The sequence below is a fragment of the Metabacillus litoralis genome (assembly GCF_007994985.1).
Taxonomy (GTDB): domain Bacteria; phylum Bacillota; class Bacilli; order Bacillales; family Bacillaceae; genus Metabacillus; species Metabacillus litoralis.
Genome location: NZ_VOQF01000006.1, coordinates 83,982 through 103,948 on the forward strand (window position 1 = coordinate 83,982; position 19,967 = coordinate 103,948).

The 19,967-nt window shown below is 33.9% G+C and carries 14 protein-coding genes; all 14 read right to left on the reverse strand.

What is annotated here, in order from left to right; translation table 11 throughout:
* Positions 1-180: 180 nt before the first annotated feature.
* The 14 genes from FS935_RS11315 to FS935_RS11380 all read right to left on the reverse strand — a co-directional run bounded on the left by FS935_RS11315 (position 181) and on the right by FS935_RS11380 (position 19,947).
* The gene (locus FS935_RS11315; protein WP_146948603.1) at positions 181-1,794 is read right to left on the reverse strand and encodes a PucR family transcriptional regulator; all 1,614 of its coding nucleotides are present in this window, start codon (positions 1,792-1,794) and stop codon (positions 181-183) included.
* A gap of 226 nt (positions 1,795-2,020) precedes the next feature.
* On the reverse strand, positions 2,021-2,236 hold the full coding sequence (locus FS935_RS11320) for a hypothetical protein (RefSeq protein WP_146948605.1): 216 nt from the start codon (positions 2,234-2,236) through the stop codon (positions 2,021-2,023).
* Positions 2,237-2,253: 17 nt separating this feature from the next.
* Complete coding sequence (locus FS935_RS11325) at positions 2,254-3,732, reverse strand: NCS1 family transporter (RefSeq protein WP_146948607.1); 1,479 nt, start codon at positions 3,730-3,732, stop codon at positions 2,254-2,256.
* Positions 3,733-3,908: 176 nt separating this feature from the next.
* On the reverse strand, positions 3,909-5,327 hold the full coding sequence (hydA, locus tag FS935_RS11330) for a dihydropyrimidinase (protein WP_146948609.1): 1,419 nt from the start codon (positions 5,325-5,327) through the stop codon (positions 3,909-3,911).
* Between the two features lie 23 nt (positions 5,328-5,350).
* Positions 5,351-6,634, reverse strand: a complete 1,284-nt coding sequence (gene preA, locus FS935_RS11335; RefSeq protein WP_146948611.1) for an NAD-dependent dihydropyrimidine dehydrogenase subunit PreA — start codon at positions 6,632-6,634, stop codon at positions 5,351-5,353.
* A gap of 44 nt (positions 6,635-6,678) precedes the next feature.
* On the reverse strand, positions 6,679-8,046 hold the full coding sequence (locus FS935_RS11340) for an NAD(P)-dependent oxidoreductase (RefSeq protein ID WP_240050893.1): 1,368 nt from the start codon (positions 8,044-8,046) through the stop codon (positions 6,679-6,681).
* A gap of 462 nt (positions 8,047-8,508) precedes the next feature.
* Positions 8,509-11,271 (reverse strand): phosphoenolpyruvate carboxylase, encoded by a 2,763-nt coding sequence (ppc, locus tag FS935_RS11345; protein ID WP_146948613.1) that lies wholly within the window; start codon positions 11,269-11,271, stop codon positions 8,509-8,511.
* A 212-nt stretch (positions 11,272-11,483) separates the two neighbouring features.
* Entirely contained in the window at positions 11,484-12,242 is a 759-nt protein-coding gene (locus FS935_RS11350) for an alpha/beta fold hydrolase (protein ID WP_146948615.1), read from the reverse strand.
* Between the two features lie 148 nt (positions 12,243-12,390).
* Entirely contained in the window at positions 12,391-14,589 is a 2,199-nt protein-coding gene (locus FS935_RS11355) for a HAMP domain-containing sensor histidine kinase (RefSeq protein WP_146948618.1), read from the reverse strand.
* Positions 14,567-15,259: a response regulator transcription factor gene (locus tag FS935_RS11360; RefSeq protein ID WP_146948620.1), complete on the reverse strand. Its 693-nt coding sequence runs from the start codon at positions 15,257-15,259 to the stop codon at positions 14,567-14,569. The genes FS935_RS11355 and FS935_RS11360 overlap by 23 nt, the downstream gene beginning before the upstream one ends.
* Positions 15,260-15,780: 521 nt before the next feature.
* Complete coding sequence (locus tag FS935_RS11365) at positions 15,781-16,803, reverse strand: Gfo/Idh/MocA family protein (protein ID WP_146948622.1); 1,023 nt, start codon at positions 16,801-16,803, stop codon at positions 15,781-15,783.
* Positions 16,804-16,827: 24 nt separating this feature from the next.
* Complete coding sequence (locus tag FS935_RS11370; protein ID WP_146948624.1) at positions 16,828-17,649, reverse strand: carbohydrate ABC transporter permease; 822 nt, start codon at positions 17,647-17,649, stop codon at positions 16,828-16,830.
* Positions 17,646-18,593, reverse strand: a complete 948-nt coding sequence (locus FS935_RS11375) for a carbohydrate ABC transporter permease (protein ID WP_146948626.1) — start codon at positions 18,591-18,593, stop codon at positions 17,646-17,648. Before FS935_RS11375 ends, FS935_RS11370 begins: the two co-directional genes overlap by 4 nt.
* A gap of 52 nt (positions 18,594-18,645) precedes the next feature.
* A complete protein-coding gene (locus FS935_RS11380; RefSeq protein ID WP_146948628.1) occupies positions 18,646-19,947 on the reverse strand; it encodes an ABC transporter substrate-binding protein in 1,302 nt (433 codons plus the stop codon).
* Between the last annotated feature and the right edge of the window lie 20 nt (positions 19,948-19,967).

Below are 19,967 nucleotides of genomic sequence, written 5' to 3' on the forward strand. Positions count from 1 at the left end.
TTACGTAACTCGTTCATTAGACAAATTGTAAAATAAGATATTTGAATAAAACGACAATTTGAATGGTTTATTCTTGAATAGAAAGCAATAATTCTTTCTTACCACTTCAATTATTGAATTAGAAAAAGCCTTTGAGAAAACCAGACTCTCAGATACAAAAAAATAAATATTCTGACTTTATTAGTGAGTTTGAGTCTTTAAATAGATTTCTTTTTTGTACTTCGTTAAATAATCATAAGCCACAAGCATAAATTCTAACTCAAGGCGCTTTCCTGATTGCATAAAATCTCCACCTAAAATTGTTTCCAGCTTTTCAATACGATGATAAAGAGTTTGTCTGACAATAAATAGTTTTCTTGAAGTTTCTTGTTTAGAGCCATTACATGCTAAATATGTTTTTAAAGTTGTTAATAGCTCACCGTTGTAGCTTTTGTCATACTCCATAACAGGCTCTAAATATTCATAAACTGTTTCTTCTAAATTTCCTTGCTCCTTTAATAAAGTTAACATGCGATACATATGCAAATCTTCATAAAAATAACTTCTGTTTTCTTTATTCACATATTCTTGTAACTTCAATGTATTTAGTGCCGCTTGATAGCTTTTATTAATCTTCATTATATTTTTCACATATTGTCCTGCACCAATAGATATATCAAAATAGCTTTTTCGACTATGTGAATCATGATGATGTATGCTGTGAAGAGCCTTTGTCATTCTTTCCTTCCAATTATCATTCTTTCGTTTATCCAGAGAGATAATAATTAGATTTTTTTCAGATTCAACATAAAACAAATGAAAACCAAATTGTTCAAAAACTGTTCTTGTGATTAATTTAAAATAAGTAAATTCCTTATTTGGAGATCGTTCCAGTAATTCCTTCACATAGCAAACCCAGACAATGCCACCAGAAAAACTAGAAGGTATATGGAGGGGTGAAAGGTGATTAAAAAGGACATCACTCTTTATTTCAGCATTTAGCCATGAAGTTAACCATTCATGTTCTTTATCCATTTTCTTCTCACTTACGTATAAATCCCTTAACCAGAATTGACCAAGTATTGTTGCTGTTCGATCTAAAATAAGCGCATCAAATTCATTTAAATTCCTACTTTTGGAGATGATAATAAGCTCTGCATAACGGTCACCAAGAATCTGAACGTTTTTACTAAGCTTTGATATAAACAATTTACTATTTGGAGCTTCATTAAGTAACCTTTGTCTTTGCTGTGCACTTAAATTAGGGAAACATTCCACTTTCCCACAATTAAACTTTGTTATGACTTGTACATCCAAATAGCTTTGTATTAAAGTCAAAAATTGCTCGTGTTGATCCACCTCTAACATCATTTTATTTAGTTTTTGTGAAAATTGCTCTAAATCTGTGAGGAGTTGATATTGCTTATTAATAATAAGAGAATGAATATCCTGGGTAATTTCAACGAATAGCACTTCTTTAAGAAAGATAATTATAGGAAATTGATGTGTATTAGCTAATGCTATAACATCTTGAGGGATATTTGTTATGTGTGTATTTATTTCAATACATAAACCTGCAGCATTACACCCTATTAATTGTTGAACAAAATAAAGAAGATCTTTAGGGTTATCTTTCCAACCAATCCCTGTGGATAAAACGAGCTCGTTCCCCTTTAATAAGGAATTCACTTGCGGTGATTCTATAATATGAATCCATTTTAACTGACGAGTCAAACCACTCTCCCCCGCTATTACCTTTGTCTGGTCAAAGTGTTTTCTTGACATAATCTCTCCAACAGTAATGTATGATTTCATTGGTTAACCACCTCATCTATCATAATTAATAAGTATAAGCAGAAGGTAATTGAAAAACCATTAAGTTGTTACATTTATTTACATATAAATGACTCTTGTTTTCATTCTAAACGTCTTTTGCAAATATCTGATGATAAGCAACAAATAGTAATAGTAAATTTATAGCAAATATCCTTTTTTTAACTCCACATAAAAAGTAGGACAAATATCTGCCCTACTAACATTGTTACTTAGCTCTCATTAATAAATGCGTTGCAAAATATTTTCTGGACTCAGCCATTTTGATATGAAGCTGTTTGGTTTCAATTTCCTCATTCACTGTTTTTTCAAAATCGACTATTGCTCCATTTAAGTTTTCAATCACAAGAGTTATCTGAAATTCTTGATCAAATAAATGATCTATTTTTTCTTTCTCCAGTAGAAATTCCTTGTATTCTGACATGTTCTCCCCTTCTTCCTTTATCCCTTTTCTGTTATCGGATCTGTAGGAATAACCACACCCACTTCTCTTTTTTGTTCAACTTCAATCTCCCAATTTCTCCCCACTGAGATGCCTAGATATTTTTCATCATTTGGGTCTTCTATTTCCGCTTGCTTATATTTTTCAAACCACCAATACTTACCTAAGAGGTAATAACTAATTAACCCAACTGCTAAACCAACAAGAAACGAATAATTTGAAAAGATAATAGCTGCTATGCCTCCAACAGCCCATGAAATTAATCCAGCCCAATTTATTCCATTCATATATTTATACTGTCCATTTGTTTCATATAAATCAGGGACATTAACTCTACGTTTACGAATTAAATAATAATCTGCGATTAAAATTCCAACAATTGCTGAAAGTACTCCTCCAATAATTAAGAGCATTTCTATTATAATTCCAAACAAACTCCAAGGCTGAACAACAATCCCTAGAATTCCTGCAGCAATAACGCCTGCCCAAAATGGCATTTTCGGACCTCCAACATTCGAAAAAATTGTAGCAGCTGGTATAAGATTAGCTGATATGTTTGTTGACCATTGAGCAAAAACAATCATTACTAATAATATTCCTAATATCAGACCATTGGCAGATTGCTGAAGTGCAACTACTGGATCGTAGTTTGCAACTGCTATATAGGAAACAGCCCCTATTACAACCATAAAAGTTTGAACAATTGGGTATGCAATTAAATTTCCAGCAATTTGAGCTTTGTTTCGTTTAAACCAATTTTTTTCATTTAGAGGAGCTTTAACAAATCTTGATAAAGAAGGCATATCTGCAGTTAAAGTTCCCCAAAATCCCATATTAGACATGATCACAACGATAAAAGCAGTAACGGCCGCTCCTCCTGTAACAGGGCTCTCGACCCATGACCATACTTCACGTCCTTGCTGAAGTGCTTGATCAGATAAAGTGAAGTACATCCAAATAGAGATTAAAATTATAATTGGAGCAGCCAAATCTGCAAATCTCTCAACTGCTTTTATTCCAAGTGCAGTATTGACTAACTGTAATGTTGCAAAAATGAGAAAACAAACAAACCAGTTATCAAAGCCAAAAACTGTTGCTAAAATTGCATTCATAGCTGTTGAGCCAAAATAAGTATTTACCCCAAACCAACAGGAAGCAACAAATCCACGTACAATTGATGGAATATGTGTACCAACAGTTCCAAAAGGTGCTCTCATGTAAACAGGAAAAGATAATCCATGTTCAACTCCAATATCTCCTGTCATTGTCATCAAAAGTCCTAGTGCTATTGATCCAACAATCGTTGCAACAACTACCCACCCTAAGGATAAGCTTTGAACACCTGCTCCACCAATTGCAAAAGCAGCCAAAACAACAGCCATACCAACCCATATAAAGGAAAATCCAACCGCACTAATCTTCTTTTTTTCATGTGATATAGGTAATAGATCAGGAGACTTTAAATAATTGTTTGCCATGCAAATACCCCCTTATTATCGTTAATACCTTACAAGACTAGTTTCTATAATTTATACGTTTGAAGCGATAACTCATTGTGTTAATAGATCATGAGCTTAATGGAAGTATAGCTAGTATTTTGTTATTTATTTTATCTTCCGTTGCTACATTTTTATGATCTTATGATCTAAATCCACTACATAAGTATCTTCACTTCTTGATTTATATCAAGTTGCTCTCCATATTTTGCTCTTTTCAAGAACTTTCCTTTACCAGCTTTTCCGACGAACGCTTTATTTTTAACAACAAATTCTCCTTTAGATAGAACAGAAATTGGTTCACCTGTTACCTTCATACCTTCAAAAGCATTATAATCTACTGCTAGATGATGGGTTTTGGCTGAAATAGTACGCTCGACATTCTGATCAAAAATCACGATATCTGCATCAGAACCAACTGCAATTGTTCCTTTCTTCGGAAATAATCCAAATAGCTTTGCTGCCCGAGTTGATGTGATATCAACAAACTGATTAAGTGTAATACGACCTTTTTTTACTCCCTCTGAAAAAAGAATGCTCATACGATCTTCAATCATAGGACCACCATTAGGGATTTTTGTGAAATCACTTTTTCCTAGTGATTTTTGTCCATCAAAATCAAATGAGCATTGATCTGAACCAATTGTTTGTAGCTCACCACTTTTTAAAGCTTTCCATAAAACATCTTGATGGTGTTTATCACGTAAAGGAGGTGACCATACATACTTTGCACCTTCAAAATTTGGTTTTTCTAAATAGGTTTTATCCAATACTAAGTATTGAGGACAAGTTTCTCCCCACACATCAATTCCTTTACTTCTTGCTTCTGCAATTTTTTCAAGCGCATCCTGACAAGAAACATGAACAACATAAAGCTGTGAATTTGTAAGTTCTGTTAATTTTGCAGCTCTTCCTGTTGCTTCACCTTCAATTTCTGGTGGTCTTGTAAGAGCATGATATATTGGTTCCGTTTTTCCTTCAGCTAAAGCTTTCTTAGTCAAGTAGTCAATAACATCCCCATTTTCTGCATGAACCATTACTAAAGCACCAAGCTTTTTAGCAGTTTCAAGTGTTCGATACAATGTTCCGTCATCTGCTTGAAAAACATTTTTATAAGCCATGAACACTTTAAATGAAGAAATTCCCTCATTATCTATAATACTAGGAAGCTCAGATAGTACCTCATCATTGATTTCTCCTATCATCAAGTGAAAACTGTAATCAATAACAGCTTTATCCACCGATTTATCATGCCAAGCTTTTATTGCATTTTTCAGTGGTTCACCCTTATTCGTTAAACAAAAGTCAATAACTGTTGTCGTTCCTCCAAAGGCTGCTCCAATTGTTCCTGTTTCAAAATCATCTTTTGTTACGGTTCCACCAAATGGCATGTCAAGATGTGTATGTGGGTCAATCCCCCCAGGTAAGAGATAAGCTCCCTTTGCATCTATTACCTCATCTACATCTGTATTAAGTTTCTTCCCGATTGCAGCAATCTTTTCATTCTCTATTAGAATGTCAGCTTTATAGTAATCAGTTGCTGTAACAATCTTTCCATTAATAATTAATTTTTTCATATAAAGCACCTCGTTTCCTTTTACTAACTTAACTTAACGGCACTAGTTTGTAGTGTTGATAATACAGTTTGTCTTTCATTCCAAGTCATAGGTGATAGTTCTGTTTTCACTTCTACCATGTCAATTGCTCCATCTACTGGACAGACAATTGAACATAAGTTACACCCAACACAATCGTCCTCTCTCACCTTTAATACTGATTTACCAATTGGATCTTTTAATAAATCAATACATTGATGAGAAGTATCTTCACATGCAATATGACATTTATTACAGTTAATACATGTATCATTATTAATTCTAGCAACAACTTTATAATTTAAATCTAGATTTCCCCAATCAGAATACTTTTGTACTGACTTTCCAACAAGATCCATTACTGAATGTATCCCTTTATCATCAAGATAGTTCGAAAGTCCATCAATCATATCTTCAACAATTCGGAAACCATGATGCATCGCGGCAGTACAAACTTGAACACCTGTAGCACCCATTAATAGGAATTCAACAGTATCTTGCCAGTTTGAAATTCCACCAATTCCTGAAATCGGTACATTAATAGTTGAATTCCTCGCACATTCTGCCACCATATTTAAAGCAATCGGTTTAACTGCCGGTCCACAGTAACCACCATGAGCTCCTTTCCCTCCAACATGTGGGATCGTATTCCAGGTATCAATATCTACTCCTGCTAAACTATTAATTGTATTAATCATACTAATAGCATCTGCACCACCATTAACGGCAGCTTCAGCAGTTACTGTGATATCCGTAATATTTGGGGTTAGTTTTACAATAACAGGTGTTTTTGCAACCTCTTTTGCCCAATAGGTTTGCTTTTTAACTAACTCTGGAACCTGACCAGAAGCTGCGCCCATTCCACGTTCTGCCATACCATGCGGACAGCCAAAGTTAAGCTCTAGACCATCAACACCTACATCCTCAACCCTTTTGACAATCTCATGCCATTTCTCTTGCTTTGGTTCCACCATCAATGAAGCAATAATCGTGTGATTTGGAAATCTCTTTTTCGTTTCATAGATTTCCCTTAAATTCACTTCAAGTGGTCGATCTGTTATAAGTTCAATATTGTTAAAACCAGCAACTCTTTGCCCATTAAAGCTAACAGCAGCAAAACGAGAAGAAGTATTAATGATTGGATCACCCAATGTTTTCCAAACAGCCCCACCCCATCCTGCTTCAAAAGCACGTTGTACTTGATATCCTGAATTTGTTGGAGGAGCAGACGCTAACCAAAACGGGTTAGGTGATTTGATACCTGCAAGTTCAATTTGTAAATCAGCCAAATAAAGCCCCCCTAAAGTACTCGTTGTCATTGATTTCTGGAAATTTACGCTATTCCAATTGATTGTTTTCCTAACTTTTCATGTAGCTCATAAGCTGTTAATTTACCCTGTTGTGCAGCAGAAACGACCATTGCTTCTCCCTGACCTTGACCAAAAATTGCATCACCACAGGCAAAAACCTTTTGATTAGATGTTTGATGGGAGTTTCCTGTTAACTGTACAACTCCATCTTTATGTTTTACCTGAAATTGTTCCAACAACTCCAAGTGTCTGGACTGCCCTATAGCGCGAATAACTGCATCCACCTCTATAACAAATTCTGATCCTTCAATTGGTAGTGGTTTCCTTCTTCCATCAACACTTTCCTTTGAAAGCTCCATCTTTATACACTGAAGTCCAATTACTTTACCTGTATCATCTGAAATGATTTTCTTTGGTGCTGTTAACCATCTAAATTCAACACCATCTTGTTTGGCAAACTCATACTCAAAATCATAGGCAGTCATTTCCTCTAATGTTCTACGATAGATGATTTTGACATGTTTAGCTCCTAATCGAACTGAACATGTTGCTGCGTCAATTGCAGTATTGCCTGCTCCTATTACTGCAACTTTCTTACCGATAAAATTTTGAGGGATAGCTTTCTTTTTGGTTTCTTTAACAAAATCTATTGCATCGTATACTCCAGTTACATCTTCACCTTCAATTCCTATTTTCGGTACGTTTGCCATACCGATTGCTAAAATCACTGAGTCATAGTTATTCAATAGTTCTTCAACTGAAACATCCACACCTACTCGTGTATTTGTTTTTATTTCGACATTCAACTTTCTCACTTGATCACTTTCCCAATAGGAAACGGTTTGTGGAAGTCGAAAAGAGACAATTCCATACGTATTTAAACCTCCCGCTTTTTCTTCAGCTTCAAATATAGTAACTTGATAGCCCAATACAGCTAATTCTCTAGCAGCTGAAAGACCAGCAGGACCACTCCCAACAATTGCAACAGTTTTCCCATTTTTCTCACCCGGTTTAAAGAAAACTTTTTCATTATGAATAGCCCAATCTGTGGCATATCTTTGTAAATTTCCAATCATGATAGGTGCTGTTGAGTGATTTAACACACATGCCCCTTCACATAACTCCTCAGTTGGACATACACGTGCACAGCTTGCTCCAACAGGATTTGATGTCATAATTGTTTTAGCAGAGCCCATTAAATTACCAGTAGATATCTTCTTAATAAAAGACGGAATATCAATACCAGTAGGACAGGCTGTAATACAAGGTGCATCATAGCAATATAAACATCGATGTGCTTCTTCATATGCCTCTCTTTTTGATAAGCCGTGTTCCACCTCTTCAAAATTACTTGCCAGGTCTATAAATGAAATTTTGCTTTTTGTGTTCACCTTCTAACCCCCTGTTCAAAAATTCCTTCGCAAGTGTCAACTAACTAAACGAACAATCTTTTTTCTTTTATAATGGTCTTCTCACATTCCACTCCCTATCAAATGGTCGAATAAGATAAGAAACAGCTTTGACAGTCTTGCTGTGCATTCAAGATCGTTTTCTATAAAATAATTTTACTCTTAGTCTCATAAACTGACATCATACATAATGTTAAACGCTCAGATAGGTTTCTTTTGCATTTTGTAAGATTTCCTACATGGATACATCTAAATTTTTGATAATAACTGAAATCACGTCAGATTTTCTTACGCATTCCTGGTCACATACATACTGATTTTTTATAATGGAGAGACATTGCTAAATCATGAACAGAATTCAAGGTTTCCTCCTTACATTTCAGATTTTATTAAAACGCAAAAAAAGACTATCGATATTAATCGATAGTCCTTAAACATATTAAATCAACCAGTATTACGTAACCCTGCAGCAATACCGCTAATGGTTAATAATACTTCTGTTAATAATTCATCATTAGGTTCTTCTTGTTCACGAAGCTCTTTAATCAGTTCAACTTGTAAGAAGTTTAACGGATCCACATAAGGATTACGTCTGTGAACAGATTCTTTAATATTTGGTGTATGATCTAATAGTTCCTCATCACCTGAAATTTGGAGTAGAATTGTTTTCGTTTTATTATATTCTTCAACAATATTGCCAAAAATACGCTCTGCAATTGCTTTATCTTTAACAAGTGACGTATACTCAGTTGCTGTTGTAATGTCTGCTTTCATTAACGCCATTTGTAAGTTATCAATTGTCGAACGGAAAAATGTCCATTCACTATACATGCGTTGTAATAATTTTAAGTTCTCTTCACCTTTTGATGCAAAGCTTTCTAAACCTGTTCCTGCCGCATACCAAGCTGGTAAAAGCTGACGACTTTGAGTCCATGCAAATACCCATGGAATTGCTCGCAGATCTTCAAAGCGATTTCGGTTTTTACGTTTCATTGGACGTGAACCAATATTTAATTCAGCTAATTCATTTAGTGGAGTCGCTTCTGTAAAGTATGTTAAAAAGTCAGGATCATTAAATACTAATGATTGATACTTTTTAAGAGAAACATTTGAAATCTCTTCCATCGCATCTTCCCAAGCTTGTTCACGTAAATGTTTTTGCTCAGATCCCTCTGATAAATTAACAGATGCTTCTAGCAATGTAGATGTTGCTTGTTCTAAACTACGATATGCAATATCCTCACTTAAATAACGTGAAGATAACACTTCACCCTGCTCTGTGATTTTCACTCCATCACCTAATGTTTCAGCTGGCTGTGAAAGAATGCTGCGATTTAACGGACCGCCTCCACGTCCTAATGATCCACCACGACCATGGAAGAACTTTAAGCCGATATTATGACGTTTTGCCATATCATGAATTTCTAATTGTGCTTTATATAGCTTCCAGTTAGCAGTAATTGTTCCACCATCTTTACTACCATCTGAATAACCAAGCATAATTTCTTGTGAATCACCATGCATTGTCAAATGATTTCGGTAAACATCCATTGTAAATAATGTTTCCATAATTTTTGGACCTGCAATCAAATCATCAACTGTTTCAAGAAGAGGAGCTACATTTAAATCACTCTCTACACTACCATCAACATGTAATCTGTAAATTCCAGCTTCTTTAGCAAGTACCAATACCTCAAGTAAATCACTTGCAGATTGTGTCATACTAATAAGATATACAAGAATTGAGTTCTTGCCAAAAGTATCATGCGCTTTTTTAATCATCGTGAATACTTTAATCATTTCTTGTGTTTCTTTCGAATAATCTTCATTTAACAGAAGAACTGGACGTGGATCTTTTAAAACATTTTCTAAGGTTTTTAGTTTTTCTTCCTCTGAAAGTGTTGAATAATCATCTGCAACTTTAACTTTTCTTAAAATTTCCGTTATAGCAGCTTCATGCTCACCACTATGATTACGAATATCTAATGTAGCTAAATGGAATCCAAATAATTGAACTTGACGTATTAATTTTTTCAGCATTTTCAACTCACGTTGTGCTGGTTGATGCTTATTCACACTTCTTTGAATTAGATAAAGATCTTCTAATAGCTCATCAGATGATTTATATCCTAATTCAGATTTACCTACTTCTTCTAGGCGCACTAAAACGACAGCAAGTTTACGACGGTAAACTTCCGTTTCTACTGGCCATTGTTTTCCGCTTTGTAAATATACTTGCTCTTCTTCTTCCACATTAGCAAATAACTCTTCACTAACTTCTACACGTGTAATTGAGTGACTAAAGCGCTTCATTAATTCAGTTAAAGATTCTGTATACTTCTTAACTGCTAATTCTCTGTGACTTTCTAACGTTTCCCATGAAACTTCTGGAGTTACATTAGGGTTGCCATCTCGGTCCCCGCCAATCCATGATCCAAATCTAAGGAAGTTAGGAACATTCCATTTATGATCAGGAAATTGTTCTCCTAAACCTTCTTCTAAATCTTGGTGGATATCTGGTAACACATCAAAAAATGTTTGGTCAAAATAATATAAACCATTGCGTACTTCATCCATTACAGTTGGCTTACGATGACGTAATTCATCTGTTTGCCAAAGAATTGTTACTTCATTAAGTAAGCTATCTTCTAACTTTTTGCGTTCTTTCTTTGTTAAAATTGGATTATCTAGACTTTTTAAGATCAAACCAATACGCTTTTGAATATCAATAACAGAGCGTTTTGTTGCTTCTGTTGGATGTGCAGTAATAATTAGTTCTAATGATAACGTATTCAGTACATTTTGAATTGTAGCCTCATCAATTTCATTTTCCTTTAATGATAAAAGTGCACTCTCAATTGAAGCAGATTGTACAACATGATCATCTTGAAGCTGATATTCACGACGTCTGCGAATTCGATGATTAGATTCTGCAGCATTAATTAAATGGAAATAGATTGAAAATGCTCGAATAACTTGTTTTCTCATTGGTGGATCTAAATTTACTATCTCATTTTTCATTTCATCATATATTTTTTTATCAAAGTTATTTCGAAGATCTTTCGCCATCATTCTTAGTTTTTCTACTTTTTCAAGTAGCTCGGTACCACCATGATGTACAATGATCTCACCTAATATATGTCCTAGTGCTTTTACATCCTTACGTAGCGGTAAACTACTATCATTTGTTTCGACTCTTGATGTCATCGTGTCACCTTCCTCTAAATATTTGTTAGTCTATGAAATTTTAAGATAATTCTATCATATCATCTTTTGAAAAAAATTTCATCCTTAAATCTATAAATCTATACTAAAATAAGATCATTCGAAGAATTCCCATCTAATAAATGCATTAATTAGATCAAAGTATACTAAATTACCATTTTATACCTTAAAAAACAGCTATATTATGACAATTCTTAGTAGGTATGCGTTTTTTCTTGTTGATGTTGAACTAAGAATTCTTCATACATATCTTTAAAGCAATTAGGTCGATATAAGTTTGCGGCATGACCTGCGTATTTTATTTCTCTATAAATTACATGTGGAATGTCCTTGTTTAATTCTTTTAAGGATGATTTATATAAATAGTCATGTTCCCCCATAACCCATAAAATAGGAACCTCCAATTTTCGAAGATCACTACGCAGATCATATTCCAGTCTATGTTCAATCGCCCTTAGTAATATCGATTCTTCTAACTCAAGTCCATACTTATAATAAATTTTCTGTGAAAGTGTTGAATAATGATCAAACACATTCCCTTTTGGGTAGATCGCATTTGTATATTTCTTTAACCATGTTGAATAATCTTCATCAAGATTATCCCAATAGTGCATGAACACCTCAAATAATCGTGAGGGAAAATTGTAGTGTCCACCAATAAAGCATAAACTACTCACTTTATATTTCCATTTTGTTGCAAAAATTGTACCAGGATAACAGCCAAAGCTAAGTGCACAAAGATGAGCTTCGTCAATTCCTTTATTTTCATAAAGCTCTTCTAATTGTTGTACTAATTTATCTAATGAAAAATCAACCTGTTGTCCTCTATCATCTCCATGTCCTAGTAAATTATAAGAATATGTATTATATTTACCTTTAAAATAATTCATTTGTTTATTGAACGCTCGTTGATTCCCTGTTAAACCATGAATAAATATAATATTTTCTTTCATTACTCCTCCATAGAAAGAATTGTGATAAATTAACATTCAATACAATTTTAGAGAAAAATTGTAAAGGGATTATATGTAACTCGTTAAGTTTATGTAATTAAAGGTAATAAAAGGGGTCAGACCCCTGTCTGACCCCTTTTATTAAAATTTATTCTTCTATTTTATTCAGCAAAATTGTTACTTTATATAAGTCCCCATCCACATCAATATTAAGTTGACCTTCATGGAGATCTATGATTGACTTAGCTATCGCTAGACCCAATCCTGATCCTTCCGTTTGGCGTGACTTATCTCCTCTTTTAAACCTTTCAAATAATTCCTCAACATCATCGTTCAGTTCATATTTAGATATATTTTTAAAGGTAATACATACTTGGTTATTCTCTTCCTTCACTTGAATATAAGCTCTTGTATGCTCTAGTGAATATTTAAGAATATTGCCAATTAAATTATCAAAAACTCTCCAAAGCTTTTGACCATCTACATATGAGAAAACAGAGCTTTCTGGATTCATTACTCTAAATTGAATAGTCGACTCCTGAATACTTTCGTTATACTCTGCTAAAGCCTGTTGAAGCAGTTGAACAACATCAACTTTCGCCTTAGATAGTTCAATGTTTCCACTAGCCATTTTTGATGCCTCAAATAAATCATCAATTAAACTCTTAAGTCTTTTAGATTTACGGTCAATAATTTCAATATATGTTTTCCGTTCATCTTCTTCTATATTAGGATTCTTTAATAGCTCAGAATAAGTGATGATTGATGTTAATGGAGTACGTAAGTCATGACTAACATTCGTGATTAATTCTGTTTTTAATCGCTCACTTTTCACTTGTTCCTTTTGTGATCTTTTTACACCATGTTTCATACTATTTATATCTTCTGCAAGCTTTGCCAACACAGATTTACCAGTTATTTTTAAATCCGGTTCAAAGTGACCATTTGCTAAAGCATTTGTATTACTTGTTATCTCATTAAAATATGCAGTGCGTTTCACAATTAGTAAGAAAATCGGTAAACCTAAAACGATAAAAACAGGTATATAAACAAGTAAAATTTCAGGTTCATAAAGTACAAGGCCAAATCCTGCTCCAAACACAAAAACAATTGCTAATAAGGTAAAGACTTGCCAACCTACAGTTTTATTTAAAAATGCCACTTGAACCATTTTAATTAACTTACTTGTAAGTGTATTTTCTAGCTTCTCTTTATGAGAAAAGACATTTATTACTCTAGGATATAAATAGATTCCTTGAACAAGAGATAAACCTAGGAATAGCGACAACCACCCTAGCTCAATGACAAACCATACAAAATCATAATAGATGTAATCTAGAGAGTCCAAAAATAAGATCCACCAAAAAAATGTTGTACAACCGAAAAAGAAAAATGCTACATCTATAGGTAGTTTATCAGCGATTCCTTTTATTCGATTTGATTGAATTCGACTAATAACATTTAATTTTCTCCCAATAAAGAAGCTAATAAATAGAGCAATAATTGCAGCAATTACTTTCCCCCAGAAAAGCTTCTGCTGGGTTTTAAATTCTTGGTAATTCGCTAAAACAAAGTTATTATTTCCAGAATTCTTAACAACTGCAATTGTACCCTCATACAGATCATCTGAATTTTCGTCACCTACATGAAGGTATTCCTCGTCAGGATAAAGTACCCTATTATTCAACGACAAATAAGTGTTTTGTTTTGAAGGGTATTCTATCACATGGTGTGTTGTTTCTTCATTAATATATTTTTCAATACTTCTATCATCTTTAATTGGTAAATTAGTGTAAACATCACCTGATGAGGTATTTTTTAAATAATAGAAAAAGGCTTCCTTGTATGATTGATATTCTCCTCGATAGCTCTCAAGACCATCAAAGTGTTCATCAATTGCTTGCTCTTTTTCTTTTATAATTTTTTCTTTAACATACTCATCACTTTCGAAATTCTTCGTAATGTCCGCGATTTTTTCATCTTTTTCTTTACGATATAATTCTGCAACATTTTCAGATTGAGCTTCTTCGATTTTAGATACATATTGACCCTCAATATTCATTATTTGATCAGTTAAATTACCATAATGAAATCGATGTTCTGCTATTTCTTCATTTGATACTGTAATTAATTTTTTTACTTCTTCCTTAGATTGATATGCAATTTCAAATGAATTCACATACATTAGTAATTCATCAATAGTTTGTTCAAACTGTGATGTTTTAAAATAACTTTGCTTCTCAAAATCGTAGTTATTATTTATAACGGAAAGAACACCACTTATTCCATATGTAAATAAAACTAGCCATACAATTAATAAAGACCTATTTTTCCATTTTGTATCCAATTCCCCATACCACCTTCAAATATCTTGGATTTTTAGGGTCAATTTCTATTTTTTCACGTATTTTACGAATATGCACGGCAACGGTATTCTCAGCGTTATAACAAGGTTCTTTCCATACTCTTTCATAAATTTCAGAGATAGAAAATACATGACCAGCATTAACCATTAACAATTCAACAATTTTAAATTCAATTGGAGTTAACTTCACAGGTTCGCCACCAACAGCAACTTCTTTTGCAGCCTGATCGATTGTTAGTCCATTAAGATCAATTGATTTATTTCTTCCTTCAAAAGGACCTAATGTTACATATCTTCTAAGCTGTGATTTCACCCTAGCAATAAGCTCTAAAGGATTAAATGGCTTTGTTATGTAATCATCTGCTCCAACCTGTAATCCTAAAATTTTATCTGTATCTTCACTTTTAGCACTCAGAATAATAATAGGGATGTTTTTTTGTTCTCTTATTTTAAATGTTGTTGAAATACCATCCATTCTAGGCATCATAATATCTAATAAAATCAAATGAATTTCCTGTTCGTTCAGACGTTCAATCGCCTCAACACCATCTTGAGCCGTGATAACTGTCATACCTTCATTTTTCAAATATATCTCAATCGCTTCGCGAATTTCTTTATCATCATCTACTACTAAAACGGTGTAATTATTCATCTTTTCATCCTCCTTTCCAAAGTATACCATGAGTTATATTTGTTGAGATTTTTCTTAGTATAAACAAGAGTTCTTAACAGAAGGGTAGTGAAATTTTGAAGAAATTCTTAAGATCAGACTTTCTTTTATTTGAGTGTTGTTTAGCATGGTGTTTAAGTCAAAAAGATGAGGCTGGGACATAATTAAAGAAGTCATACAAAAAGACAATAAATCTAAATTCAATTAAGCTGAAAGAAACAAGTTCGTTCCATTGCGCTGCAGACACTCGCTTTCCACGGGGAGGAAGCTGAGCCTCCTCGGCATGCCTGCGGGGTCTCAGCCTTTCCTCAATTCCCGTAGGAGTCGAGTGTCTTCCGCTCCATTCCACTAGTTCCTTAAAATAGTATGCAAACTCAAAAAAACTATTGAAGACGGCAAATAAAAACCCGAACTATTAGGCGAATGTTTAATAGAAATATCACCTAATAATTCGGGTTTAACATTAGCTTAAATACTTATGTCCCAACCTTATTTTTTAATGCTTATATTTTCACTACTTTTTTCGTCTCATTAGATTCAAGTGCTGCTAAAATTACTTCAAGTGATCTTTTACCTTCTTCTCCAGTTATAAGTGGTGTTTTTTTATTTATGATAGAGTCGATAAAGTGATCAATAACATGTGTATTCGTTTGACCCCCTTCATCATTTGTTTGAATTTTATCTAATTGATACTTCACAACCTCTCCTGTCTTATATTGGACAATTAGTGAATGGCCTGGGTCATCTTCTAATCTTAAAACAGCATTTTCAGCGTATATAATAGTAGAGTTGTCTCCACTGGTTACATATGACCAACTAGCTGCTAATGTTCCAATTACACCAGATTCCATTTTCAAAATCGCCACTGCGTTATCGTCTACCTGTGTATCTTCTTTTGAAGATGTCTCAACAAATGCACTAACCTCCGCTACATCTCCCAATAAATAGCGAATTAAATCTGATTTATGGACACCTAAATCACCTAGTGCACCAATGAATGCCTGTTCTTTTTCAAAGAACCAGCTATTTCTCCCATCAATGCTCCATCTCTCTGGTCCAGGATGACCAAATGTTGTTCGAAAACTATAAATCTTTCCTATTTCACCGCTTTCTATTATTTGTTTTGCTTTCTGGTGAGATGATACAAAGCGTTGATTATGCGCAATCATTAATATTTTGTCATTTTGTTTGGCTGCTTCTATCATTTTTTCTGCTTCTTCTCTTGATGTTGCCATAGGTTTCTCACAAAGAACATGTTTACCGGCATTTAAAGCAGCAATTGAAACTGGAGCATGAAGATTATTAGGTAAACAAACACTTATCACATCTACTTCTGCAAGTTTAATAACTTCTTCGTATTGTTCAAATGCATTTGCACCATATTTTTCAGCCATTTCAATTGCACGTGACTTCACAACATCACACACTGCTACGATATCTACATTATCATTTTTTGCATACTCAATTAAATGACGTCTTCTTGCGATACTTCCACAGCCAATAACTCCAACCTTGATTTTTGTCATCATTACCTACCTCCATTTTTTGTTTTATCCTTTTACGGCCCCACCTGCTAAACCTTTTACAACTTTCTCTTGAGAGAAAAGATAAACAACAAGAATAGGCAAGCTTGCTAATGTTAAGGCGGCCATAAGACCCGGTATATTTACTGAGAATTCTCCTTTAAAGTCTTGTAATCCTAAAGGTAATGTCATGTTTTCTGGGCTTGAAATTAAAACAAGTGCAAAAATAAATTCGTTCCAAAGATGGATAAAGTTATAGATCAACACCGTCATTAAAGCTGGTGTTAACATAGGGAGAATCACTCTCCAGAAAATCCCGAAGTGGTTACAACCATCCATTTTTGCTGCCTCTTCTAATGATTTAGGAATTTCCTGCATAAACTGAGTTAAAATAAAAATTGAGATAGGGAGACTAAATGCAATATAAGGCCCCAATAATGCCCATATCGTATCAAATACTCCCATGCTTTGTGTAAGTTTAAAGATCGGAATAAGCGTGGCATGAATAGGAAGCATCATTCCTGATATAAATAGTAAGAAAAGAACTTTGTTTAATTTGAATTTCATCCTACTTAAAGGGTAGCTTGCCAATGCAGCTACAAACATGACAATAATTACAGCTATAATTGATACAAAAATACTATTTATGAAGTATCGGGTTAATCCCATTTCAAAAACTGATGTGAAATTTTCTAAACTAAAAGATGAAAATAACGCAAATGGTTCCTCAAAAAAATGACTACGTGATTTGAGAGAAGTTGAAATCATATAAATGAAAGGAAAACCCGTGAAAATTAACAACATAAAAGCAATAATATAAAGGGGTAGTTTCTTTAACCTCATTATCATATTCCGTAGGCTCCTTTCTTTTTACGAAAATGATCCATAACCTGAATAATAATAGTAACGAATAGAGCTAAAAAGAACATAATAAAGGCAATTGCACTTGCATAGCCCATGTTAAAGTTAATAAATGCTTGCTTAAACATATATGTTCCCAGTAATTCCGTTCCGTGGTTAGGACCTCCACCTGTCATAATATAGAAAATATCAAATGCTTTTAATGATCCTACAATAGCTAAAATAGAGGAGCTTACGATCGTTGGCATTAGAAGTGGTAATGTAATGTTAAAAAACTTTTGAAAAGAACTAGCACCATCAATTTCAGCTGCTTCATATAATTCGCCAGGTATTCCAACAATCGCAGCTTTAAAAAGAATCATATAAAATGGGGAGAATTGCCAAACAATAACTAATAACACAGCAAATAATGCGGTATTCGTTTCACTTAGCCATGAAACGTTTTCAAAACCAAATACATTTATTATGCTATTAATTACCCCATTTAATGGATCAAACATTAGGACCCATAATAATCCGATGGCCACAGTTGACATGAGAAATGGAAAGAAATAAACACTACTAAAGAATTTAATACCTTTAATAGGTGCAAATAACATTAATGCCATAATTAAACCAAGAGGAATTTGAGCAAAAACTGAAGTTAATACTACCCATGTATTATTTGTAAGAGCTCTCCAAAAAACAGCATCTTTGAATAGATCAATATAATTCTGCAAACCTACAAATACTCCTACACCCATTCCATCCCATTCATAAAAGCTGTACATAAGAGTGGACATAATAGGAAATAAAACATAAACAGCATATATAATAATCGCTGGTGCAACAAATGCGCTAATCGTTAATGCACTTCTAATTTTTTTATACTTTGTAACTGTATTAAGCTTAACTACTCCAGGTCTATCAGCCGTTTTTACAGGTGTATTCATTGGCAGTCACTCCTTTTCTAAAATAGAAGGGGACAAACCCCTCCTATTTTTATTACTTTAAAACTTCTTTAGCCTTTTCTTCCATTTTTTTTGCTGCTTCTTCAGGTGTCATGTCTAGCCCAAAAATGGCTTGTGTTGTATCTTTGTGTAATTCTGCTAATTCAGGTGGAAGTGTTTGGTCATAAGGCATTTGTAAATGAGTTGCTTGTTGTACAACATCATAAAATCGTTTTGTGAATTCATCTGCTGGAACAACGTCTTTAATTGCTGTTAGAGAACCTGTTCTATCTGTATAATTTTGAGCTGTTTCTGCACTAGTTAATTCTTTAACAAGTTCAGAAGCTAAATCGTGATTTTCACTGTTTTGTGCTACTGACCATACAGGCCCAGTTGCTGCTCCGACATGTGTTTGATCTCCTTTACCATTAGGAAGTGTTGGGAATAAGAAGAAATCTAATTTCTCTTTAAATTCCGGAGCTTCTTGTTTTACATTATTTAAAAATGAGATAGTCATATCCATCATTGCAGCCTGACCAGTATACATTAACTGACGACCTTGACCTTCATCATATGGAACACCGTTAAATCCAGGATTGAAGGCATCTCTTTCTACTAACTCTTGAATATATTTTCCAGCCTCAACATAAGCAGGATCATCAAAACCTTTTCCTTCTCTATTGAATGCACTCTCAAACAGTTCAGGACCGGCAATTCTGCTTGCAAAATTCATTAGATAATAAGCACCTGGCCATTTTGTTTGGTTTGTTAAAGCAATAGGGATAATTTCGTTTTTGTTTAACGTATCAATAACATTAAGCCACTCATCATATGTTTTTGGTGCTTTTAATCCGTATTTATCAAATATCTCCTTGTTATAAAAAACAACATCAATCGAAAGGCTTAAAGGCATACCATATACCTTACCATCAAAAGTGGCATTGTTTAGCGCAAGTTCATTAAAGTGAGATTTATCCGTTTCTTCTGTGATATCGTACACTTTTCCTTGATCAACAAAGTTCTTTAACCAGCCGCCTCCCCAACTATGAAATACGTCTGGGGCATCATTACCAGACATAGCAACTGATAACTTTTGTTTGTAAGCATCATTAGGAATTTGTAATATCTTTACTTCAACATCTGGATGCTTTTCTTTGAATCTCTCAACTGCTTCTTCATAAACTAACTCTTTTTCCCCTGTGTCAATATGCCAGAATTCTAATGTCTTTTTCTCATCATTTGTTTTACTTGAATCTGCATCTGATGTAGTCTCCGCTGTTGACCCACCCCCGTTAAGTCCACAAGCAGTTAGAAGTAATACAGCCATAATTGTTAAAATGGATAGTAATTTCTTCAATTCTTCCATCCCCTTTGTTT